The sequence below is a fragment of the Amycolatopsis granulosa genome, assembly GCF_011758745.1.
Taxonomy (GTDB): Bacteria; Actinomycetota; Actinomycetes; order Mycobacteriales; family Pseudonocardiaceae; genus Amycolatopsis_E; species Amycolatopsis_E granulosa.
On the sequence record NZ_JAANOV010000001.1, the window covers coordinates 3,224,317 to 3,245,789 of the forward strand.

Annotated in this window: 25 protein-coding genes and 1 tRNA gene; 12 read left to right on the forward strand and 14 right to left on the reverse strand. The window is 70.4% G+C overall.

Annotated elements, in window-relative coordinates:
• Positions 1–37 precede the first annotated feature (37 nt).
• The 4 genes from FHX45_RS15700 (at position 38) to FHX45_RS15715 (ending at position 6,101) form a co-directional block, all read left to right on the forward strand.
• Positions 38–1,051: a penicillin-binding transpeptidase domain-containing protein gene (locus tag FHX45_RS15700; protein WP_424923836.1), complete on the forward strand. Its 1,014-nt coding sequence runs from the start codon at positions 38–40 to the stop codon at positions 1,049–1,051.
• Positions 1,052–1,054: 3 nt separating this feature from the next.
• On the forward strand, positions 1,055–2,224 hold the full coding sequence (locus FHX45_RS15705) for a protein kinase domain-containing protein (RefSeq protein ID WP_167101928.1): 1,170 nt from the start codon (positions 1,055–1,057) through the stop codon (positions 2,222–2,224).
• Between the two features lie 37 nt (positions 2,225–2,261).
• Positions 2,262–4,241 (forward strand): Stk1 family PASTA domain-containing Ser/Thr kinase, encoded by a 1,980-nt coding sequence (pknB, locus tag FHX45_RS15710; RefSeq protein WP_167101931.1) that lies wholly within the window; start codon positions 2,262–2,264, stop codon positions 4,239–4,241.
• A gap of 126 nt (positions 4,242–4,367) precedes the next feature.
• Complete coding sequence (locus FHX45_RS15715; protein ID WP_243869056.1) at positions 4,368–6,101, forward strand: hypothetical protein; 1,734 nt, start codon at positions 4,368–4,370, stop codon at positions 6,099–6,101.
• A gap of 7 nt (positions 6,102–6,108) precedes the next feature.
• On the opposite strand, the gene FHX45_RS15720 is transcribed toward FHX45_RS15715, so the two are convergent.
• The 3 genes from FHX45_RS15720 to FHX45_RS15730 are packed head-to-tail and all read right to left on the reverse strand — an operon-like array spanning position 6,109 to position 8,158.
• Complete coding sequence (locus tag FHX45_RS15720) at positions 6,109–6,744, reverse strand: hypothetical protein (protein WP_167101934.1); 636 nt, start codon at positions 6,742–6,744, stop codon at positions 6,109–6,111.
• On the reverse strand, positions 6,741–7,520 hold the full coding sequence (locus tag FHX45_RS15725) for an ATP-binding cassette domain-containing protein (RefSeq protein ID WP_167101937.1): 780 nt from the start codon (positions 7,518–7,520) through the stop codon (positions 6,741–6,743). The genes FHX45_RS15720 and FHX45_RS15725 overlap by 4 nt, the downstream gene beginning before the upstream one ends.
• Positions 7,517–8,158, reverse strand: coding sequence for an aminodeoxychorismate/anthranilate synthase component II (locus FHX45_RS15730; protein ID WP_167101940.1), 642 nt, complete (start codon positions 8,156–8,158; stop codon positions 7,517–7,519). Before FHX45_RS15730 ends, FHX45_RS15725 begins: the two co-directional genes overlap by 4 nt.
• Before the next feature lie 141 nt (positions 8,159–8,299).
• Here FHX45_RS15730 and FHX45_RS15735 point away from each other — a divergent pair, with 141 nt between their 5' ends.
• Complete coding sequence (locus FHX45_RS15735) at positions 8,300–9,646, forward strand: FAD-dependent oxidoreductase (RefSeq protein WP_341771481.1); 1,347 nt, start codon at positions 8,300–8,302, stop codon at positions 9,644–9,646.
• Here FHX45_RS15735 and FHX45_RS15740 read toward each other — a convergent pair.
• Positions 9,643–9,801, reverse strand: coding sequence for a hypothetical protein (locus tag FHX45_RS15740; protein WP_167101943.1), 159 nt, complete (start codon positions 9,799–9,801; stop codon positions 9,643–9,645). The two genes, FHX45_RS15735 and FHX45_RS15740, sit on opposite strands and share 4 nt — an antisense overlap.
• The gene (locus FHX45_RS15745) at positions 9,801–10,637 is read right to left on the reverse strand and encodes a class E sortase (RefSeq protein ID WP_167101946.1); all 837 of its coding nucleotides are present in this window, start codon (positions 10,635–10,637) and stop codon (positions 9,801–9,803) included. The genes FHX45_RS15740 and FHX45_RS15745 overlap by 1 nt, the downstream gene beginning before the upstream one ends.
• Positions 10,638–10,729: 92 nt before the next feature.
• Between FHX45_RS15745 and crgA the strand changes: the two genes are divergently transcribed.
• Both crgA and FHX45_RS15755 read left to right on the forward strand, forming a co-directional pair.
• Positions 10,730–10,996, forward strand: a complete 267-nt coding sequence (gene crgA, locus FHX45_RS15750; protein ID WP_167101949.1) for a cell division protein CrgA — start codon at positions 10,730–10,732, stop codon at positions 10,994–10,996.
• A 159-nt stretch (positions 10,997–11,155) separates the two neighbouring features.
• Entirely contained in the window at positions 11,156–11,485 is a 330-nt protein-coding gene (locus tag FHX45_RS15755) for a PH domain-containing protein (RefSeq protein WP_341771482.1), read from the forward strand.
• On the opposite strand, the gene FHX45_RS15760 is transcribed toward FHX45_RS15755, so the two are convergent.
• Positions 11,482–12,426 carry a rhomboid family intramembrane serine protease gene (locus tag FHX45_RS15760; protein ID WP_167101955.1) on the reverse strand — a complete coding sequence of 315 codons (945 nt, stop codon included), beginning with the start codon at positions 12,424–12,426 and terminating at the stop codon, positions 11,482–11,484. The two genes, FHX45_RS15755 and FHX45_RS15760, sit on opposite strands and share 4 nt — an antisense overlap.
• A gap of 21 nt (positions 12,427–12,447) precedes the next feature.
• Complete coding sequence (locus FHX45_RS15765) at positions 12,448–12,999, reverse strand: peptidylprolyl isomerase (protein ID WP_167101958.1); 552 nt, start codon at positions 12,997–12,999, stop codon at positions 12,448–12,450.
• Positions 13,000–13,096: 97 nt separating this feature from the next.
• On the opposite strand from FHX45_RS15765, the gene FHX45_RS15770 reads away from it, so the two are divergent.
• Positions 13,097–13,699: a hypothetical protein gene (locus FHX45_RS15770; protein ID WP_208405944.1), complete on the forward strand. Its 603-nt coding sequence runs from the start codon at positions 13,097–13,099 to the stop codon at positions 13,697–13,699.
• A gap of 145 nt (positions 13,700–13,844) precedes the next feature.
• Here the strand turns inward: FHX45_RS15770 and FHX45_RS15775 are convergent, their stop codons facing one another.
• Positions 13,845–14,297, reverse strand: a complete 453-nt coding sequence (locus tag FHX45_RS15775) for a DUF6918 family protein (RefSeq protein WP_167101961.1) — start codon at positions 14,295–14,297, stop codon at positions 13,845–13,847.
• Between the two features lie 161 nt (positions 14,298–14,458).
• The gene (locus FHX45_RS15780) at positions 14,459–14,974 is read right to left on the reverse strand and encodes a DUF2020 domain-containing protein (protein ID WP_167101964.1); all 516 of its coding nucleotides are present in this window, start codon (positions 14,972–14,974) and stop codon (positions 14,459–14,461) included.
• 126 nt (positions 14,975–15,100) lie between these two features.
• Here FHX45_RS15780 and FHX45_RS15785 point away from each other — a divergent pair, with 126 nt between their 5' ends.
• Together FHX45_RS15785 and FHX45_RS28625 are read left to right on the forward strand one after the other, a co-directional pair.
• The gene (locus tag FHX45_RS15785) at positions 15,101–16,096 is read left to right on the forward strand and encodes a M14 family zinc carboxypeptidase (RefSeq protein WP_167109036.1); all 996 of its coding nucleotides are present in this window, start codon (positions 15,101–15,103) and stop codon (positions 16,094–16,096) included.
• A 33-nt stretch (positions 16,097–16,129) separates the two neighbouring features.
• Positions 16,130–16,819, forward strand: coding sequence for a PAS domain-containing protein (locus FHX45_RS28625; RefSeq protein ID WP_167101967.1), 690 nt, complete (start codon positions 16,130–16,132; stop codon positions 16,817–16,819).
• Here the strand turns inward: FHX45_RS28625 and FHX45_RS15795 are convergent.
• Positions 16,749–17,630 (reverse strand): spermidine synthase, encoded by an 882-nt coding sequence (locus FHX45_RS15795; protein ID WP_167101970.1) that lies wholly within the window; start codon positions 17,628–17,630, stop codon positions 16,749–16,751. The two genes, FHX45_RS28625 and FHX45_RS15795, sit on opposite strands and share 71 nt — an antisense overlap.
• A 246-nt stretch (positions 17,631–17,876) precedes the next feature.
• Here FHX45_RS15795 and FHX45_RS15800 point away from each other — a divergent pair, with 246 nt between their 5' ends.
• On the forward strand, positions 17,877–18,293 hold the full coding sequence (locus tag FHX45_RS15800; protein WP_167101973.1) for a hypothetical protein: 417 nt from the start codon (positions 17,877–17,879) through the stop codon (positions 18,291–18,293).
• A gap of 9 nt (positions 18,294–18,302) precedes the next feature.
• Positions 18,303–18,836, forward strand: coding sequence for a DUF3558 domain-containing protein (locus tag FHX45_RS15805; protein ID WP_167101976.1), 534 nt, complete (start codon positions 18,303–18,305; stop codon positions 18,834–18,836).
• 70 nt (positions 18,837–18,906) lie between these two features.
• Here the strand turns inward: FHX45_RS15805 and FHX45_RS15810 are convergent.
• The 4 genes from FHX45_RS15810 to FHX45_RS15825 all read right to left on the reverse strand — a co-directional run bounded on the left by FHX45_RS15810 (position 18,907) and on the right by FHX45_RS15825 (position 21,469).
• Positions 18,907–18,979 (reverse strand) — tRNA-Ala (locus FHX45_RS15810).
• Between the two features lie 29 nt (positions 18,980–19,008).
• Positions 19,009–19,197 (reverse strand): DLW-39 family protein, encoded by a 189-nt coding sequence (locus FHX45_RS15815; RefSeq protein WP_167101979.1) that lies wholly within the window; start codon positions 19,195–19,197, stop codon positions 19,009–19,011.
• A gap of 149 nt (positions 19,198–19,346) precedes the next feature.
• Positions 19,347–20,498 (reverse strand): hypothetical protein, encoded by a 1,152-nt coding sequence (locus FHX45_RS15820; RefSeq protein ID WP_167101982.1) that lies wholly within the window; start codon positions 20,496–20,498, stop codon positions 19,347–19,349.
• A gap of 113 nt (positions 20,499–20,611) precedes the next feature.
• Positions 20,612–21,469 (reverse strand): YceI family protein, encoded by an 858-nt coding sequence (locus FHX45_RS15825; RefSeq protein ID WP_167101985.1) that lies wholly within the window; start codon positions 21,467–21,469, stop codon positions 20,612–20,614.
• Positions 21,470–21,473: the final 4 nt, after the last annotated feature.

A 21,473-nucleotide genomic window follows, 5' to 3' on the forward strand; every position in this document is an offset into this window, starting at 1 on the left:
CGTCAACCCGGCGGTGCAGTCGGCCCTGTACAACGCGATGACGTCGAAGGGCTACACCGGCGCCGCGGTCGCGATGAACCCGAAGACCGGCGAGATCCTCGCGATGGTCTCCACGCCGTCCTACGACCCGAACGCGCTCGCCTCGCACGACGGCGACGACCAGCAGCAGGCGTGGTCCCGGTTCAGCGACGACCCGAAGAACCCGATGCTGAACCGGGCGATCTCGGAGACCTACCCGCCGGGTTCGACGTTCAAGCTGCTGGTCGCCGCGGCCGAGCTGGAGAACGGCGCCACCGCGGACACGCCGGTGAGCAACGCGCCGAACGTGAAGCTGCCGGGCACCAACGTCACGCTGGAGAACTACGGCGGCGAGGTCTGCCCCGGCACCACCTTCAAGGACGCGCTCGCCCACTCGTGCAACGTCCCGTTCGCGACCTTCGCCGGCCAGCTGGGCGCGGACAAGCTGCGCCAGACCGCGGTCAACTTCGGCCTCGGCGCGCCGCTGTCGATCCCGATGAACGTCGTGCCCTCGAGCCTGGGCGACCTGGACTCGCAGGCCGCGCTGTACCAGTCCGGCATCGGCCAGCGCGACGTGCGGCTGACCCCGCTGCAGGACCTGATGCTGTCCGCCACCATCGCCAACGGCGGGATGGCGATGAAACCGCAGCTGATCAAGAAGCTGCTCGCGCCGGACCTGTCCGACCTGCAGGGCTTCACCCCGCAGGAGCTCACCGGCACGCCGGCGCTGTCGCCGCAGAACGCGGCCGTGCTGCGGGACATGATGCTCGCCTCCGAGGCCAACACCAAGGGCGGCGGCAAGCGCGGCAACATCCAGATCGCGTCCAAGACCGGGACCGCCGAGCACGGCACCGACCCGAAGGCCACCCCGCCGCACGCCTGGTACACCGCGTTCGCCCCGGCGGCCGACCCGCAGATCGCGGTCGCGGTCATCGTCGAGTCCGGCGGCAACCGCGGCCTGGAGGCCACCGGTGGCACGGTGGCGGCCGAGATCGGCCGCGCCGCGATCAACGCCCAGCTCGGGGGTGGGTAGCGCATGCTGTCCACCGGTCAGCTACTGGCCGATCGCTACCGGCTCGTGCACCGCATCGCGGTGGGCGGCATGGGTGAGGTGTGGCAGGCCAGTGACACCCGGTTGGACCGCATCGTGGCGGTGAAGGTGCTCAAGGCCGAGCTGTCGCAGGACGCGGAGTTCCTGCACCGCTTCCGCACCGAGGCCCGGACGACCGCGTCCCTGAACCACCCGGGCATCGCGGCGGTGCACGACTACGGCGAGACGGTCGCGGGCGAGCACGCGATCGCGTACCTGGTGATGGAGCACGTCGACGGCGAACCGCTGGCCGGGATCCTGCTGCGCGAAGGCAGGCTGGCCGCCGACCGGACGCTGGACATCCTCGAACAGGCCGGCAACGCGTTGCAGGCCGCGCACGAGCGCGGGCTGGTCCACCGGGACATCAAGCCGGGCAACATCCTGGTCACCCCGACCGGCACGGTGAAGATCACCGACTTCGGCATCGCGAAGGCCGCCGACGCCGCGCCCGTCACCCGCTCCGGCATGGTGATGGGTACCGCCCACTACATCGCGCCGGAGCAGGCGCTCGGTCACGACGCGGAACCGGCGAGCGACGTGTACTCGCTCGCGGTGTGCGGGTACGAGTGCCTGGCCGGGCACCGCCCGTTCCTGTCGGAGAACGCGGTGACGGTCGCGATGATGCACATCCGCGACCTGCCACCGCCCCTGCCACCGGACGTGCCGCCGCACGCACGCGCCGTCGTCGAGGCGACCCTCGTCAAGGACCCGCGGCAGCGCTACAACAGCGGCGGCGAGTTCGCGGCGGCGATCGCCGCGGTGCGGACCGGGCACGCGCTCCCGACGCCACGCGGCCTGGTGCAGACTTATGCTCCGGCCGCCGGACCGGTGGCAGTGGCCGGCCCGGTCCCGCAGTCGGCGATGCAGCCGGTGAGCCCACCCGGCGTGCCGCATCCGAGCGGGGTGCTGCCGATGCCGGTGCCACCGCGCAGGCGGGTGCCGATCGCCGTGTGGGTGCTGCTGGCCCTGCTGGTGGCCGGGATCGTGGTGGCCCTGCTGGTGTTCCTGCCCGACTGGGGAGGCACCGACAGCGGCCGGGCCCCGGTCGGCACGACCGACATGGTTCCCGGCTCGCGGCACTTCCCTCCCCCCGAACAGACGACCTACGAGGCATGATGAGCACACCTTGGACGGAATGGAACGGCCTTCCCCGATGACTGCACCCAGGATGCTGTCCAACCGCTACGAACTGGGCGACACGCTCGGTTACGGCGGCATGTCCGAGGTCCACCACGGCACGGACATCCGGCTGGGCCGCGAGGTCGCCGTGAAGATCCTGCGTGCCGACCTCGCCCGCGACCCCCAGTTCCAGGAGCGGTTCCGCCGCGAGGCGCAGAACGCCGCGGCGCTGAACCACCCGGCGATCGTCGCCGTGTACGACACCGGCGAGGCGCAGACCGAGTACGGCCCGCTGCCCTACATCGTGATGGAGTACGTGCGCGGCCGGACGCTGCGTGACATGGTCAAGACCGAGGGTCCGCTGTCGCAGAAGCGGGCCATGGAGGTCATGGCCGACGTCTGCGCCGCGCTGGATTTCTCGCACCGGCACGGGATCGTGCACCGGGACGTGAAACCGGCCAACGTGATGATCACCGACCAGGGCGCGGTCAAGGTGATGGACTTCGGCATCGCGCGCGCGATGCACGACGGCCAGGCCGCGATGACGCAGACCGCCGCGGTGATCGGCACCGCGCAGTACCTGTCGCCGGAGCAGGCGCGCGGCGAGGGCGTGGACGCGCGCAGTGACGTGTACGCCGCCGGCTGCGTGCTGTTCGAGCTGGTCACCGGCGAGCCGCCGTTCACCGGTGATTCGCCGGTCGCGGTCGCCTACCAGCACGTGCGGGAGGACCCGAAGGCTCCCTCGGCGGTCAACCCGGCGGTGTCGCCGGAGCTGGACGCGATCGTGCTGAAAGCGCTCGCGAAGGGCCCGGCGAACCGGTACCAGTCGGCCGCCGAGATGCGCGCGGACCTGGTCCGGACGCTGTCCGGGCAGCGTCCGTCCGCGCCGATGGTCATGACCGCGGACGAGCGCACCCAGGTGATCGGCGGGGCGCCCGGGCACGCCGCCGACTACGACGACGACCCGGCCGCCACCGCGGAGGACGCACAGCGCCGCAAGCGCCGCCGGATCGTCGCGGCGGTCGTCTTCACGCTGATCGGCCTCGGGCTGCTCGCGTTCATCCTGTGGCTGAACCACGCCTTCAACGGCAAGGCCGAGACCGAGATGATCCCCGACGTCCGGAACCAGACCCAGGCACAGGCCGAGTCGGCGCTCCGCGGCAAGGGGTTCACCCACATCGTGCCGGTGGACAAGCCGTGCGTGCGCCAGCCCAACGGGACCGAGACGTGCTCGGCCGACTCCATCGACAAGGTGATCAGCACGGATCCGGCCGCCGGGAAGAGCGTCCCGACCGACCAGGAGATCAAGCTCTACGTCGGCCGCCGGCCGGCCAACGTCGCGGTGCCGAACCTGCTGGGCAAGACCCGCGACGACGCCCAGACGCTGCTCAACCAGGCCGGATTGCTGCTCGACCCGGCCGTGTCGGAGGTCGACGTCGACGACGCGAACCAGTACGGCAAGGTGCTGGGCCAGAACCCGGCCGCGAACGCCCAGATCCCGCAGGGCACCACGGTGGCGATCAGGGTCGGCAAGACGCCGAACATGGTCACGATCACCGACTACACCGGCCAGCAGTACAGCGCGGCCAAGGCCGGCCTGGAGGCACTCGGGTTCAAGGTGAGCAAGCAGGAGACCGACTCCGACCAGCCGCAGGGCCAGGTGCTCAACCAGAAGCCGAACGGCGGCCAGCAGCGCGAGGGCTCGACCGTCGTCCTGACCGTGTCGAACGGGTCGCAGCAGAAGATCACGATGCCGGACGTGCGCGGCCTGACCCAGAACGAGGCGATGCAGCGGTTGCGGCAGGCCGGCTGGGACGGCGACGCGACCTACCAGGCCGACAAGAACGCCGGTGACGACATGGACGGCAAGGTCACCGGCACGGCGCCGGGGCCGAACACCCAGATCGCGAAGAACCAGTCGATCACGATGTTCATCGGCGAGTCCGACGGCGGCGGCGGGAACGAGAGTTCCTCCCCGAGCAGCTCGGCGCGGCTCCCCTTCCCCCACAACTGACCGCCCCACGATTGACCGCGGAGGCCGGGCCCGCTTCCCCTCGGGGAGGCGGGCCCGGTCGCGTTCGTGACCCGGTTATCGAGGGTCTGTAACAGAACGCGTACGTTGTGCACATACCGTGTCCGCATGGTAATCGCTCCTCCGATGCCCCCAGGCCGCATCGAGCAACCCGAGGTCGCCCCTGCCGAGCTGCCCCGCGGCAAGCGGGCAGCGGCGATCGCCGCGGTGGCCGGTGGCACGGCCCTGATCGCGGTCCAGGCCGCGCGGTACGGGAACTGGCTCGTCGACGACTCCGCCATCACGTTCGGCTACGCCCGGAGCTTCGCGCAAGGACTGGGACCGGTCGTGCAGCCGGGCGCGGAAGCCGTGGAGGGGTACTCGAATCCCACGTGGACACTGCTGCTGGCGCTCGGCAGGCTGGTCGGCTTGTTCGACCGCGGCACGATCTTCGGCATCCCGGACTACGTCCTGTTCCCGAAGGCGCTGGGGTTGCTGTGCTGCGCGGCGATGCTGGCCGCGATCCACTGGGCGGCCACGGCGGTGACGCGCCACGCCTGGGTGGTGACCCTGCTGGCCGGGGCCGTGCTCGCGGCGGTGCCGTCGTTCGTGGTCTGGACGGTGTCCGGTCTGGAGAACTCCCTGTACGCGCTGGCGGTGGTCGTGCTCGCCGCGACGGTCTTCCGCGCCGTCCTCTCCGGACGGTTGCGCACCCGCGGGGTCGCGGTCGCGGCCGGTGCGCTCGCGGCAACGGCCGCGCTGACCCGGCCGGAGGGGGCGATCTACGCGGCGGTGTACCCGCTGGTGCTGCTGATCCATCTGCGCCGGCCGGTGCTGCGGTCGAGCGTCCGCCACGCGCTGGTCTCGGCGGCCGTCTTCGCGGTCCCGTACGGCGGATACCTCGCCTGGCGCTACCTGGAGTTCGGCCGGCTGGTGCCGAACACCGCGGTTGCGAAGGCGCAGGAGCTGCCGACTGTCGAGCAGCTGACCCGGGTCGGCGACCTGGTGCACTACGTGGGCGCGCCGGCCGTGCTCGTGCTGGTCGTCCTGGTCGGGCTCGCGCTGTCCCGGTCCTCGCAGTGGCGGGACGGGCTCATCACGTTGCTGGTGCCGCTCGGTCTCGCCTCGCTCGCGTACGCGGTGCTGGCACCGGACTGGATGGACCAGTTCCGGTTCGCGACGCCGGTGTGGGCCATGCTGGCGATGATCGGCGCGCTCGTGACCGTGGAGATCTTCCGTGCCGCCCGCGCGCGGGGCCGGGTGCTGATCGCGCTCGCCCTCGCGATCACCATGGTGCCATCCGCGATGTCACTCGAGCTGGCAGCCAAGAAGTTCGTCCACCAACCGACACTGCCGATGTGCTTCATCGCCGACCGGCTCGGCCGCGTGTTCAACCAGTACGCCGACATCCTGGGCGTTTCCGAGGGTTCCTTCGCGGAGCCCGACCTCGGCGGCGCGTCGATGACCAGCCGGCTGCACATCATCGACCTCGCCGGACTGGTGGACTCGAAGATCGCGGACAGCTGGCACGATCGCGACAACGCCGCCCTGCGCGACTACGTGCTGGAGGACGTGCGCCCGACGTTCCTGCACTTCCGGGATTTCTGGGGCAGGACCACCGGGCTCGCCACCGACCCCCGGGTCGCCCGCGACTACGTGCCGATCTACACGTACCCGGAGCCGGCCGAGTACGGCGGTGACTTCGTCCGTCGCGAAGTGGCTCAGGATCCGGCGCGGCTCGCCGCGGCGCGCGAGTACGCGGCGAAGGCAGTTCCGGCAACCCACGCCGGGGTCGGCGACCGGGGCAGGCGCGCCTGTGGTGACACGCTCACCCCGGGTCAGACCGCCCTCGAATCGCTCTGACCGGTCGTCAGGACCGCCGGTACACGGCCCAGCCGGTGCCGGCGGCCCCGGCGGCCAGCAGGAGCGTGCCGCCGAGCAGACCGAACACGGCTCCCCCGGTGTGGGTGCCGGGCGCGGCCAGCGCCCGCAACATCGGGTTGATCACCGGCACCCACCGGACGAGCAACACGAGCCCGAGGAGGGTGAGCGCGGCGAGCACGGTGTACCCGATCCGCGGGAGCAGCAGCCGGGAGCAGGGAAGCCCTAGTGCGATACCGGCCGCAGCGCACGCGGCGTGTGCGAGCACCCCGTCGACCAGCACGGCGCCCGGCAAGCTGTCGTGCACCAGGGCCGCCCACACCAGGGACAGCGCGGTGAGCGCGGCGCAGCACAGGCCGGCGGCGGCCACGATCCCGCCGAGCACGGTGGACAGCCGCCGGGCGTGGACCAGGGTGATCAGCCGCTGCACCGGGTCCTCGGCGTCCACCAGCGCGATGGTCAGCCAGCAGGACACGACGGTCAGGCCGCCACCGCTGACCGCGAACTCCGGCAGCACCGGCGCGGTGGGGTCGTTGTAGAGGACGGCCAGCAGGACCAGGTACGCCAGTACCGGTGGCAGGTACCGCTGCGAATGCGCGAGCAGGGCGAGCTGGTAGCGGATCACGACCGCACCGCCGGGGTGTCGACGCGCACCACGGACCAGCCGCGGCTCAGCGCGGCCAGCAGCACCTCGTCGGTTCGTTCGGCCGCCACGGTCAGTTCGACCCGATCGCCGTCCCGGCCCGTCGCAAGCGCCCCCGGGATGTCGAGCTCACCCGCCCCGCGCAGCACGACCACCGAAGTCGGCGACGCGCTGCGCAGCACCCCGGCGGTCAGCCGGTACACCTCGCCGGCGTGGGCGTGGGCGCGCTCGTCGCGGTGCTCGGTGAACACCACGCTCGCGCCGCGCGCGCTGGTCTCCGTCATGATCTCCGCCAGCACGTCGTGGGCGTACGGGTCGAGCCCGGACCACGGTTCGTCGAGCACGAGCAGGTCCGGCCCGGCGAGCAGGGCCTGGGCCAGCCCGACCTTCTGGGCGTTGCCCTTCGACAACCGCCGCAACGGGGTCCGCGGGCCGCCGGCCAGCGCCAGCCGGTCCAGCAGCACCTGCGGGTCCACATCGGACCGGCCGGAGATCCGGCCGAGGTGACGCAGGTAGGCGAGCGCGCTCATGCGCGTCGAGGCGGGGAACCGGTCCGGCACGTACCCGACACGCGGGCTGCCCACGACGGTGCCGCTGGAGGGCCGGGACAGCCCGGCGAGGATCCGCAGCAGCGTGGACTTGCCGGAGCCGTTCGTGCCGACGATCCCGACCACCGACCCGGGGCGGACCTCAAGGTCCACCCCGGTCAGCACCGGGGTGTCACGGTAGCGCTTGCCGACCCCCAGCAGCCGGATCACGCAACCGCGGCCTTCTGCAACGCCGCGACCTCACGCTCCAGGGCGTCAACCACGAACGGCTGGACCGGGTGCCCGGCTGAGGCCATCCAGTTCGCCAGCATGCGGTGCCCGCCCTGGGTCAGGACCGATTCCGGGTGGAACTGCACGCCCTCGACCGGTAGCTCACGGTGCCGCATGCCCATCACCACACCGGACTCGGTACGCGCGGTGACCTCGAAGGAGCCCGGGATGGTCTCCGGCAAGACGGTCAGCGAGTGGTAGCGGGTCGCGGTGAACGGGTCGGGCAGCCCGGCCAGCACGCCGGCGCCCTGGTGGTGCACCTCGCTGGTCTTGCCGTGCAGCAGCTCGGGCGCCCGGTCGACAGTCGCGCCCCACGCGACGCCGATCGCCTGGTGACCGAGACACACGCCGAGCATCGGGGTGTGAGTGTCCGCACACCGGCGCACCACGTCGATGCTCGCGCCGGCCCGCTCCGGGGTGCCCGGGCCGGGCGAGACGAGCACGCCGTCGAACTCGGGCACGCGCTCGAGGTCGACGACGTCGTTGCGCCAGACAGTGCATTCGCCGCCGAGCTGGGCCAGGTACTGGACCAGGTTGTAGACGAAGCTGTCGTAGTTGTCGACGACGAGAACGCGCATCGGATCAGGGTATGCGACGCGGAGCGTCTCGGTTGAGGGTGGCGGCGGGGAAGCGGCTGGCCCAGCGTACCGGCGTCCACCATGTGGACCGCAATTCACATCACAGTGAAAGTAAGGGTGACCTATCTTTACCGTGGACGGGTGAGCCGTAGTCCTCTTCGCGTCGCCATCGTCGGTGCCGGCCCCGCCGGCATCTACGCCGCCGACATCCTCGACAAGTCCGACGCCGACGTCAGCATCGACCTCATCGAGCGCATGCCGGCCCCGTTCGGGCTGATCCGGTACGGCGTCGCGCCCGACCACCCGCGCATCAAGGGCATCGTCACCGCCCTGCACAAGGTGCTCGACCGGCCGGGCATCCGGCTGCTCGGCAACGTGGACTACGGCACCGACCTCAAGCTCGACGACCTGCGCGAGTTCTACGACGCGGTCGTCTTCGCCACCGGGGCCATGAGTGACCGCGCCCTGGACATCCCCGGCATCGACCTGCCCGGCAGCTACGGCGCCGCCGACTTCGTGTCCTGGTACGACGGGCACCCGGACGTGCCGCGCACCTGGCCGCTCGAGGCGACCAGCGTCGCCGTCCTGGGCGTCGGCAACGTGGCCCTGGACGTCGCCCGCGTGCTCGCGAAGACCGCCGACGAGCTGCTGTCCACCGACATCCCGCCGAACGTGTACGAGGGCCTGAAGTCGAGCAAGGTCACCGACGTGCACGTGTTCGGCCGCCGCGGTCCGGCCCAGGCCAAGTTCACCCCGCTGGAGCTGCGCGAACTGGACCACTCGCCCAACGTCGAGGTCATCGTCGACCCGGAGGACATCGAGTTCGACGAGGGAAGCGTCCGCGCCCTGCGTTCTTCCAAGCAGATCGACATGGTGGTCAAGACGCTGCAGGAGTGGGCCATCCGCGACCAGGGTGACCGGCCGAAGCGGCTGCACCTGCACTTCTTCCACTCGCCGGTGGAGATCCTCGGCGCGGACCGGGTCACCGGCCTGCGCACCGAGCGCACCGAGCTGACCGGCGACGGCAACGTCCGCGGCACCGGCACGTTCCACGACTGGGACGTCCAGGCCGTCTACCGCGCGGTCGGCTACCTGTCGTCCGAGCTGCCGGAGATCCCGTTCGACCACGACAGCGGGACCGTGCCGCACGAGGCCGGCCGGGTACTGGACATCGACGGCGACCAGGTGCCGGGCGTGTACGTGACGGGCTGGATCAAGCGCGGCCCGATCGGCCTGATCGGCCACACCAAGGGCGACGCCGCCGAGACGATCCGCAGCCTGCTGGCCGACGCGGACGCCCTGCCCGCGGCGAAGCAGTCCGACCCGGACGCCATCACGGCGTTCCTGACCGAGCGCGGCGTGCCGTTCACCACCTGGGAGGGCTGGGGCAAGCTGGACGCGCACGAGCGCGCCCTGGGCGAGCCGCAGGGCCGCGAACGCGTCAAGGTCGTCGAGCGCGACGACATGCTCCGCGTCTCCCGCGGCTAGTTGTGCACCGACACCTGGTTGAACGGGAGCATCGGCTCGAGCCACGGGAAGACGACGAACAGCAACAACGCGATCACACCCAGCACCAGCACCAGCGCGACCACGGCCTTGATCCCGGCCGGGCCGGGCAGCCGGCGCCAGATCCAGCCGTACATCACGCGCCTCCGATCGCTTGCAGCAGCTGCTCGTAGGTGGCCCCGGGGGTCTTCGGGAACTGGTTGGTCAGCACGGCGTGCACGATCAGCCGCTGCTTGTCGGAGAACCTCGGGTGGCAGGTGGTCAGTGTGAGCAGCGAGACCTGCTGAGCCGGAGGCAGCACGTCGGCGGGCCGGTGCGGCACGGGCGCGACCACGTCGCCCTGGTCGGGCGTGACGATCTCGCGGCCGGAGGTCTGTCCGTACGGGCCGCCGCCGGCGGCGTCGGTGCGCAGGGTGCCCACGTTCGCGCACTGCGGCCGCGCCGCCTTGGCCGCGTTCCAGTTCGCGATCTCGTCGTCGTGCGGCAGCACCCGGTAGACGAAGAAGTCGCTCTGCGTCTCGATCACGATCGCGTCGCACGAGGCGAGCAGGTCGAGGTCGTTGAACGGCGCGCCCTTGCCGACCCGGTGCCCGGCGACGGCGAAGTTACCCGGCTGGCCCGGCAGCGCGGTGCCCTTGTAGTGCCCGGGCCCGACCTCCAGTGCCCTGGCGTCCGTGCCCTCCTGGATGGTGAAGTGGTAGTCGGCGCCGAAGCCCGGGATGTACATCTTCGCGAACGCCGCGCCGTCGATGAGGTCGCCGTGCAGCGTCCGGCCCTGCGCCCAGTCCTGGTCCAGAGCCTCGGTGGCGCCGGCCTGTTTGCGCGCCGAGAAGAGGTCGGTCACGTAGAGCTCGTAGACCACGAACAGCAGCACGACCAGTCCGGCGGTGATCAGCACTTCACCGAGCGTCCGCAGGACCGCGGCGAAACCGCCGCCGGTCCTCCGCGGCGGTGGGGTGTCGAGGACTGCCACGCGCGCTCCTCTCTGGGGGACGCTTACGTTAACGTGTGAGGGAGGAGGTGGATGCGCACCACCTGCCCAGACACGAACACGCGAGGTTCTCGATGCCGAAGTCCAAGGTCCGCAAGAAGACGGCGTACACCCCGCCGGCCGATCGGCGCACGCCGGTCAAGGTGCGCGCCGCGGGGCCGTCCAGCCTGGTCTACAAGATCGTGATGTTCGGGCTGATGGTGCTCGGGCTGGTCTGGCTCGTCGTGAACTACATCGCGGGCGACAAGATCCCGTTCATGGCGAACCTCGGGAGCGGCAACTTCGCGGTCGGCTTCGCGCTGATGATCGTCGGCCTGCTCATGACGATGCGGTGGCGCTGAGCGGAAGATCACCACGATTGCTCCGAACAGCCGCTTGACGCGTAATTACAGCGCTGTGACTCATCCCCAGTGTGGATAACCACTGTGGATAACTCGTCCCCGCATTGGGCACCGCGGCCGGTTGTGGTCGGAACCGGTTGTGCCGCGGCGGTTCTCGCCGTGGCCGGGGCGATCCTCACCACCGATCGCGCCGGCACGGTCTTCTTCGCCGTCGCGGCGATCGCACTGACCGCGTTGTCCCTGCACGGTTTGCTCGTGCGGCCGCGGCTGACCGCCGATCCGCGCGGCGTGCGGATCCGCACGGCGACGGGAAAGCACGATCTGCACTGGCCCGAGGTGACCACGCGCGTGCGCACCACCCGGCGCCTCGGCCGGACCACCGAGACCCTGGAGATCGAGTCGGGCGAGCAACTGTTCGTCTTCGGGTGGCTCGAGCTCGGCGCCGATCCCCGCGACGTGCTCGACACCCTGACCGCGCTGCGGCCCTAACCGGGCGGCGGCGCGCAGTACAGCTCGTCGCCGCGGTAGCCGCACACCACGCTCGCCAGCTGCGCGTCGCGCACGAACACCAGCACCACCAGCGCGATCAGCAGCACCGCGATGGTGCCGCCCTGCCAGTACCGGCGCCCCTTCGCGGGCGCGTACACCATCGCGGCGGTGACCAGCGCACCGACCACCAGGCCCCCGAGGTGGCCGAGCAGCGAGATGTTCGGGATCGACACGGTGATGACGAGGTTCAGCACGATCGTGCCGATGGCGTAGGCCGGGTTCAGCCGGAGCCGGATGACCGCGACCAGCAATCCGCCGAGCAGCCCGTAGATCGCACCCGACGCACCCGCCGTGCCGCGGCCGACCGCGTCGAACAGGTACACCGACACCGCGCCGCCGAGCAGCGACACGAGGTACAGCGCGGCGAACCGCACCCGCCCCAGCAGCGTCTCCATGTCCCGTCCCAGGACCCACAGGGCGAACATGTTGACCGCCAGGTGGAAGGGCCCGTAGTGCAGGAAGCCGGACGCGACGAGCCGCCACCACTCGCCCTGACCGGCGATGGCCAGCGGCCACAGCACCCCGTCCCCGAAAAGCCGCGCCGAGTCGTTGCCGGTCAGGCTGCCGGTCTGCGCCGCCGTGATCGCGTACACGATCACGTTGAGCACGATCAGGACGGGCGTGACCACCGGCCGGTGCGAAACCCGGGCGCCGGCCACGGTGCGCGGCGTGTACTGCTGGACCCGCTGCTCCCGGCGCCCGAGCTGCACGCAGTCGATGCACTGGTAGCCGACGGAGGCTTCGCGCAGGCATTCCGGGCACGCCGGACGGCCGCACCGGACACAGCTGAGCCCGGTGGGGCGCGACGGGTGCCACCAGCAACCGGGCAGTGCCGACTGCTGGGGCGGCGGTGCGGCGGGTGGGTGAGGAGGCGTGTTCACGATGCCTCCAACCTACCCGGATCAGCCTTCGCGCTGGATGTCGATCTTCTCGATGACGACGTCCTGCAGCGGCTTGTCGGCCGGGCCGGTCGCGGTGTCCGCGATCGAGTCCACGACGTCCCGCGACTGCTGGTCGGCGACCTCGCCGAAGATCGTGTGCTTGAAGTTCAGGTGCGGCGTCTTGGCCACCGTGATGAAGAACTGCGAGCCGTTGGTGCCCGGTCCCGCGTTCGCCATCGCCAGCAGGTACGGCCGGTCGAACTGCAGCTCGGGGTGGAACTCGTCGCCGAACTGGTAGCCGGGGCCGCCGCGCCCGGTGCCGGTCGGGTCACCACCTTGGATCATGAAGCCGGAGATGACGCGGTGGAAGATCGCACCGTCGTAGAACGGGCCGGAGTTCTCACCCTTGGCGTTCGGGCGGTTGTACTCCTTCGTGCCCTCCGCGAGGCCCACGAAGTTGGCCACCGTCTTGGGGGCGTGATCAGGGAAAAGGTTGATCCGGATGTCACCGGCGTTGGTATGCAGGACGGCTGTCGCCCTCGCACCAACGAGGGATTCACTGCTCTGGGTCACGGCTTCATCGTGCCATCCGCAGCGGGAACGGCGGGAAACGGGCAGGATGGTGACGGGGATGGAACGTGAATCGAAACGATTGTCGAGGTGAAAGGCCATGACCCGAGCTGCGGACTCGGTGGGTGAGTCGGTCAAGGCCGGCTTGCTCGGCCTGAGCAAGCGGGCCGTCGAGGTCGGCAAGGCAGGTGCCGAGGTGACGGCGCAGGCTGCCCAGGCCGCCGAGAAACGGCTGTCCGAGAGCACCGAGGAGGCTCGCCGGGAAGCCGCCCGGCGCGGCCGTCAGGCGCGCAAGGACCTGACCAGGGCGAGCAAGCAGGCGCGCAAGGAGGCCGCGGAGCGGCTGGCCGAGCTGCGCAAGCCAGGCCGTAAGGCGCGCAAGGCCGCCGTCCAGGCCGCGAAGGCCGCCGGCGAGTCGAAGCGCGCGGCCAAGAAGGAGTTCAAGCAGGCCAGGAAGGACTTCCGGGCCGCTCTGGAGGAGGCGAAACTCGCCGCCAAGGGCGCGCGCAAGCGCCGCAGGTGGCCGCTGTTCCTGGTGCTGAGCGTCGTCGCCGCCGCGGGTGCCGCGGTCGCGCTGCGGAGCAAGCAGGAGCCGCCGGTGGCCACGGAGCCGCCGAAGGCCGCGCCCAAGCCGGTCAACCCGGAGTCGACGACGAACGGCCAGCACGCGCCGAGCCCGTCGCCCGCGGAGAAGCAGAACTAGACCCGGTCTCCGGAGGTGCCGCTCGTCCCTGGGACGGGTGGCACCTCCGCGCGCGCCCGCCCGGTGGGTTCCGCCCCTGGACAAGCGAACGGCCGTTCCCCCGGTCGGTACCTCCGGGAGAACGGCCGTGTGCGCCGGGCCTGGATCAGGCGGCGGCCGCGTGCTTGTCGATCAGCTTGCCCAGGCGGGGCAGCGCCTCCTCGACGTTCTTCTTGCCGTTCGGGCGCAGCTTCTCGTACACCTTCTTGATGCTCTCGCGGCTGCTCCGGGCGGCGCGCGCGTCGGTCACGCCCAGCAGCGCGTCCGCGGCCTCCGAGCCACGACCGGACAGGTAGGCGCCGAAGTCGCCCCCGCCCTGGCCCTTGAAGTCGGCGTAGAACGGCTCGAGCGCGGCGGCGAAGTCGTCGAGCAGGCTGTCCACGGCGGAGCCGATGATGCCCGGCTTGATCTTCTTGACCGCGGCGAAGCCGGTCTTGATGACGGCGCCGGAAACGCCGCCCTTGTCCGAGACCTCTTCGTCGACCAGCGTCTCCAGGTCGCTCACGACGGCCGGACGCCTGCTGGAGTCGAGCAGGATTTCCTTGAGGGTGTCAGCCACGAGAATGTCTGTCCTTCTTCACATCGAGGTACACGGGGGCTCTCGCAGCCCGTGGCACGCCCGTGCGGCCGCAGTCTCGACCGATCGCGTGCTGGTCCTCCCCGGCTGCGAGGTGCGATCAGGGTAATACAAGATCAACTTGACACTGCACCCCGGCGGTCCTAAAGCCGGGCGATCGCGTGCCGGGCAACGGATCTCGCCTTCACCGTCTGCTGCTGGTCGGTGGTCACGATGACGGCCGTACCGCCCTTGGCCACGGCATATACCGCGCCGTCCGGCTTCGTGGCGTAACCACCCTGCCACCCTGGGGGATCGTCGGCGGGGTTGCTGGTGTCCACCGGCGCAGCCTGGTCGACAAGTCCCTTCGCCACCGCCGGGTCACCGGTGTAGACGCGCACGGAGAGCTGGAGCTTGCCGGAAAGCGCGTAGAAGAAGCACGCCGGGTGCGGTTCGTCGGCCGAAACCTCGACCTTCGACACGTGCTGGCCGTTGGCGTCCGCGACGAACGAGGTCTCCAGGTACGGGCACGGGGCCGCCCGCGCCGGTGCCGGTGCGGGCGGCAACGGGGCGGCCGCGGTGGGCGGCGCGGCGGGCGGGGGCGCCGGGGCGGGAACGGGCTGGGCGGAGCAGCCGGCCAGCGCGGCGGCCGCGAACAGGGCGGGCAGGACTCGTCGCATGACCCGATCAGTGAACCATCCGGCGTCCGCCGGGTTGTGGTGGGCGCGCCGCTGCCGCAGGGTAGAAGTAACTACTCTTCGTGTTCACTCGGAGGCGAAATGTACCGACGGCGGGGCGCCGGCATCGTGCTGGCCCTGGTGACCGGAGCAGCCCTGCTGGCGGGGCCCGCACCCGCGCGGGCGGCGCCGGCCGACTTCCCGGCCGGCGACGAGGGCTACCACACCTACGCCGAGGTCACGGCGGAGTTGGAGAAGGCGGTCGCGAACCACCCGGACCTCGCCGCGTTGTCCAGCGTCGGCAAGTCCTACGAGGGTCGTGAGCTGAACGTGCTGAAGATCAGCGACCACGTCTCCGCCGACGAGGGCGAGCCCGAAGTGCTGTTCACCTGCAACCAGCACGCGCGCGAGCACCTGACCACCGAGATGTGCCTGCACATCGTGCAGCGCCTCACCGGCGGTTACGCGACCGATCCGAACATCCGGTCCCTGGTCGACGGCCACGTGATCTGGGTGATCCCCAACGTCAACCCGGACGGCTCGGAGTTCGACATCTCGGGCGGCAGGTACCAGTACTGGCGCAAGAACCGCAGGCCGGTCGAGGGCAGCAAGTCGGTGGGGACGGATCTCAACCGCAACTGGGGGTACAAGTGGGGGTGCTGCGACGGCTCCAGCACCAGCCCGTCGTCGGAGACCTACCGCGGCCCCTCGGCGTTCTCCGAGCCCGAGACGCGGGCCGTGTCGCGGTTCGTGGACTCCCGGGCGCCCCGGATCAAGGCGCACATCGACTTCCACACCTACGCCGAGCTGGTGCTGTGGCCGTTCGGGCACACCAAGGACGACACCACCGAGGGCATGACGGCCGAGGAGAACGCGCGGTTGCGCGACGTCGGGCAGCGCATGGCCGCGACCAACGGGTACACCGCGCAGCAGTCCAGCGACCTCTACCTCACCGACGGCGACATCAACGACTGGATGTGGGGGTCCCACAAGATCCTCACCTACACCTTCGAGATGTACCCGACCGGCCCGTTCCCCGGCTTCTACCCGCCGGACGAGGACATCGCGCGGGAGACCACCCGCAACGACGCGGCCGTGGACATCCTGATCGGCGAGGCTCGCTAGACAATCGGTCCACGGTCTGTACATCATGCCCAGGTGACCGATGCCGACGCGGTGCTCGCCGCGCTCCGTCCCGTGCTCGACGGCCTCGCGGCCACCTTCGGCGGCAACTGCGAGGTCGTCCTGCACGACTACCGGCGGCCGGAGGGGTCCGTCGTGGCGGTCGCGGGCGAGGTCACCGGGCGGGCGCCGGGCGGGGCGATGAGCGAGCTCGGGCTGAGCCTGCTCAAGCAGGGCCGGGACGCGCGGGACCAGATCAACTACCTGACGCGGACACCGGCCGGGCGGGTGGTCAAGGCGTCCACGATGCTGCTGCGCGACCGCGACGGCGAGGTGTTCGGGGCGCTGTGCGTGAACGTGGACGTGACGGATCTGCGGCACGCGGCCGTGCTGCTGGGCGAGCTGGCGGCGGTGAACGCCCTGCCCGACGCGACGACGACGTTCACCAACGACACCGGGCAGCTGATCCGCGCGGTGGTCGCCGAGGAGGAGCTGAAGCTCGGCAGGCCGGTGAGCCGGATGACGCGCGCCGAGCGGTTGGAGCTGTTCCGCGCCCTGGACGAGCGGGGCCTGTTCGCGCTGCAGAAGGCGGTGCCCGAGGTGGCGGCCGCGCTGGGCATTTCGCGCGCGTCGGCGTACAACCATCTGGCCGAGATCAGGTCTTGGGCGGCAGGCCGAAGACGTTCCACGGCGGACGGGGGGCGTCCAGGGATTCGGCGTCGGTGATCGCCTTGGCGTTGCCGCGGAATTGTTCCAGGTCCTCGCCGCTGGTGACCCGGGCGGGAAACGCGGCCGAGGCGGCACGGCGGCTGATCGCGTCGACGGGCAGTTCCGCGCGCGAGGCGACGACCACGAGGTTGCCGAAGCGGCGCCCGCGCAGCACGCCCGAGTCGGCGAGCATCACGACGTGCGGGAAGACCGTGCCGATGGTGGCGACGACCCGGCGGGCGAACTTCAGGCCGGGACCGTCGGCGACGTTGATCAGGTAGGTGCCCGCGGCTTTGAGCACCCGGGCGACATCGGTGGTGAACTCCAGCGTCGCGACGTCACCCGGCATCTGCGCGCGCTGGAACACGTCGGCGACGACGAGATCGGCGGACGCGTCGCGTCGGGTGGCAACGCCCGCACGACCGTCGGAGATGCGCACCCGGAGGTTCGGGACGCTGCGCAGGTCCAGTTGTTCCCGGACGAGGTCGATGAGCTGCTCGTCCGCGTCGAAGACGAGCTGCCTGCTGCCCGGCCGGGTGGCCGCGACGTAACGCGGCACGGTGCAACCGGCGCCACCGAGGTGCACGGCGTCGAGCGGGCCGTCGTCCAGGCAGTCGATCACGTCACCGATGCGGCGGACGTACTCGAACTCGAGGTGCGTCGGATCGTCGAGGTCCACATAGGACTGGGCGACCTCGTCGACGGTCAGGAGCCAGGCATTGGCCCGATCGGCATCGGCGAGCAGCTCGGCCACCCCGAAACGCACCGGGTAGCGGCCCGGAACCGGACGAGCGGCGCCCCGCCTGCGGTTCGTGCCCCTGCCTGCCATCAGCGCCACTCTACGTGACCCACAGACCCCTTCACGTCGCACGTTGCGAGCTGAGCAGCATCAGTACACCTTCGCAGCGGTCATGAGTCCCAGCGCTGCTGGTTACCTCCCACGCGCTCCGGATCGAAGGGCTTGCCTTACCGTCCGGCGCCGATTACCGGATGTGCTCAACAGATGACGTCAATCTCCTGACCGCCAACTGCTCACGCGGTAGTGTCTCGCCCAGGCATTGGGGAGGGACTTGACGTGACGGACTGGACCAGCGTCGGTGCCACTTTTGGCGACGAGGCGCAGTTGACGGCTATGCGATCCGAGACCAAGCGAATCCTCGACGGGGCCCGGTCTGGCCAGTGGGCTGTCGATGAGGAGACAGGGTCCCATCTCCGACGGGCAATCACGCAGATGCAGGAACGATTAGCCGGAATCGCACCAAAAATCGTCCAACTGCAGCGGAAGCCACCATTCGGGGACGATCAATACGCCCAAACCGCCGCACGCCATTTCCAGATGGCCATGGACTCAGACGACCAGTCGCTGGTAAGGGTGGTCGAAGCACTTCGGGAAAATCTCACCGACATCGTGGACGCCATCGACGAAGCCGTCGCGCGATACGATGCTTCCGACGAAGCGGCCACACAATATCTGGGCAAATTCAAGGACTGAGGACCTTCGGTGAGTTTCAAATTTCGTGTCGGCCACGTTTCGGGGATCGCGATCCTGGCCGTCGCGGTAGCCGGCTGCACTTCGTCGGTTGCAGGCGCACCTGCACCCGCTCCGGCGACTTCGCCTGCGGGCCCCACCGAAAAAAACCAGGACGTCTTCGGTGGTTTGAGCGCATGCCAGGTCCTCGACCAGCTGAACGCCGGCCAGGGTTTCCGTCCAGGTGAGAATATCAGCAGGCGGAACGAGTGCACCGCGACCAAGAGTGGATTCGGCGGCATCGGCCTCGCTCTGGACCCCGCCCAGGGTCTTCCGGAGTTCCGGGCAAGTGACCCCAGTGCTACTGAGATGAGCATCAACGGCCGGAGGGTGTTGCAGGCCCACACCCTGGCCGGGACATGCTCTGTCGCGATCGAGGTCGGTCAGCACTCACGAGCAATGGTGACCGTCACGATGGCTTCCTCGCACGACGACGCGCAAGCTTGTTCCAATGCCCAGAACTGGGCGGAGCGGCTCGAACCGCTCCTGCCGAAGGTGGCGGGCTGAAAACGTCGAATCCGCTCACCGCCACCGCTGGCGGAGCAGAACGTGCGGAGTCAACGCGTGTCGGACGTTGTGGAGCTGAGGGGAATCGAACCCCTGACCTCTGCCTTGCAAAAGCAGCGCTCTACCAATTGAGCTACAGCCCCGCGCACGGACCGTCCGGCCCGTGGGAAGTTCAGTTGTTCGTGCCTGCTTCAGCGGTCTTCGCCGGGGTGTTGCCGTTCGCGGAGACCGCGGCCAGCGGGCGCTCGGTCGGGGCGGTGGCTTCGCGCCACAGATCGGCCTCGGCCTTGGCGTCCTTGTTGCGCTTGATCACGAACAGCACACCACCCGCAACGACTGCGAGCGCCAGCAGCTTCTTCACGTTCAGGCCCCTCTTAGACGGTCCATCAGACGTCACGATGCTACTGCACCGGGCCGGGCGTGGTTCGCGCGGTGCGCACCCTCCCGGCTGCGGCTGACGGCACGGCCCGCGTCACCAGGGCGCGGGCCGTGCCGTCGGCGCGGCGGTGCTCAGGCGGCGCTTTCCTCGTCGCGGGAAATGCCGGCCAGGTCCCGGCAGTCCTGTATCGCCTGCTCCGCCTGCTCGGCGGTGTGCCGGCCGAGTCCGCAAGCGGTCGACACCGCTGTCGCCTGCCGGCCGAAGGCGTCCTCGAACAGACGCAGCGCCTCGCGCGACTCCGTCCCGCCATCGTGGTGCGCGACCCCGGCGTAGAGCTCGTATCCGGGACGCAGCTGCCGCAGCGGCCGGTAGAACGCCTCGTCGGTGGACGGCGGCTGGTCGCCGAACGCGGCGGGCAGGTGCACCCTCGGCAAGCGTGGCCGGCGGCCGAGCTTCGCGGCGAGCGCGTTGAGGAACAGCACCGCGGGGGCGAAGCTGTCCGGCGTCACCAACGAGCGGTGGGCCAGGTCGCCGTAGCACAGGTGCAGCACCACCTCGGCGTCCTCCGGGAAACCGGCGAGCAGCCCGGCCATCTTGCCGGCGAGCCACTTCGCCGCCAGCGGCCGCGCCGCCTCGGGCGCCGACCACAGAACGACCAGGACGCTCGGCGCCTCGACCTGGAACACCACGTTCTCGCCGTGCCGGTCGTGGATGGCGCGCACGTCGTCCAGCACGGCCGTGCGGAACACCGGGTAGAGCCGCAGCATCGACGCCATGGCCCCGAGTCGCTGCCCGAGCGGAAGCTTCGGCAGCACCCTCGGGTTCGCCAGCGCGAACGTCGTCAGGTCGAGCGGGCTGGGGATGCTCACCTGGAAACGCAGCTGGTCCGCCCCGGCCCGTCGCCGGACTGCCTCGGCGAGGCCGATCCACCCGTCGACGTCCTGGCGCCGCTGGAGCGACACGTGCTCCGGCTGGAGTTTGACGCCTTTCGCGACCCGGTACATCGGCACCCGGTCGTAGTCGCTGCTGTCGCCGTCGGCGACGATCTCGAACACCCGCCGCGAGCCGGCCGACGAGGTGTCCTCGACATCTCGCAACCCGTGCAACCACTGCACGATCCAGTCCGGGTCGCCGTCGCAGGGCAGCGCGGTCAACGCGACCGGCGCCCCACCGTCCGCCTGGCCGTCGACCGCCGACGAGTCGACCAGCCACTTCATCCCGGTTTCCGCGTCCGGGGCTACCGCGGGCGGCAAGCTGCCCACCGCGTGAATCAGTCGAGACACCCAGGTTCCTTTCGCTGTGCGTGGGATGAGTGAACCATCACACCGCCGCGGAGCGTCATCCCCGTACCGGGGAAGATCGTGATCGCCGTTCCACGTGGAACCAGGGCCGCGGCCTAGGCCCCTTGAACGGCCTGGACGTCGAAGCGGAGTTCGACCGTCGAACCGACCACGACCAGGCCCTTCGCCAGCGTCTGCTGCCAGTTCATGGTGAAGTCCTCGCGATGCAGCTCGGCCTTGGCGACGGCGCCGAGGCGGTCGCCGTTCCAGGACCGGAGCCCGAGGTAGGTGGCGTCCAGGCGCACGCCCCGGCTCGCCCCGCGCAGGTTGAGCGTGCCGTCGATCCGCCACCGGTCACCGGCCACCCGCTGGGCGCGGTCGCTGTGGAAGTGGATCTTCGGGAACCGCTCGACGTCCAGGAAATCGGGCGAGCGCAGGTGCTCGTCCCGCTTCTCGGCGGCGGTGTCGATGCTGGCCGCGTCGATGACGACCTCGATGGACGAGTCCTCGATCCGCTCGCCGACGTGGATGCTGCCGTGGAACCGGGTGAACCGGCCGTGGACGCGGGACAGCCCGATGTGCCGCGCGACGAAGCGGATCGACGTGTGATCGGGGTCGATCACCCACCGGCCGGGCCCCGGCAGGCGGATGCTCGCGTCGGGGACCAGCCCGACGTCGCCGAGCGCGGTGTGTTCCCCGCTCGCGACGTCGACCGTGTGCATCGTTTCGCGGTAGCCGCCCGTGGTGAGCGTGACCTGGTAGGTCCCCGTAGCCGCCGTGACGACCGCGAGGCCGTAGTCGTCGGACACGGCCCGGAAGACGCGCGGGCTGCGCCGGTGGCGGAGGACCATCTCGACACCGGCCAGCGGGTTGCCCGCCTCGTCCCGCAGCCGGGCGCTCACCAGACCGGCGCCGGCCGCGAACGTGACCGGCTCACCCTGGCGGCCGGCACGGCGACGCAGGCGGCTGAACATCTGG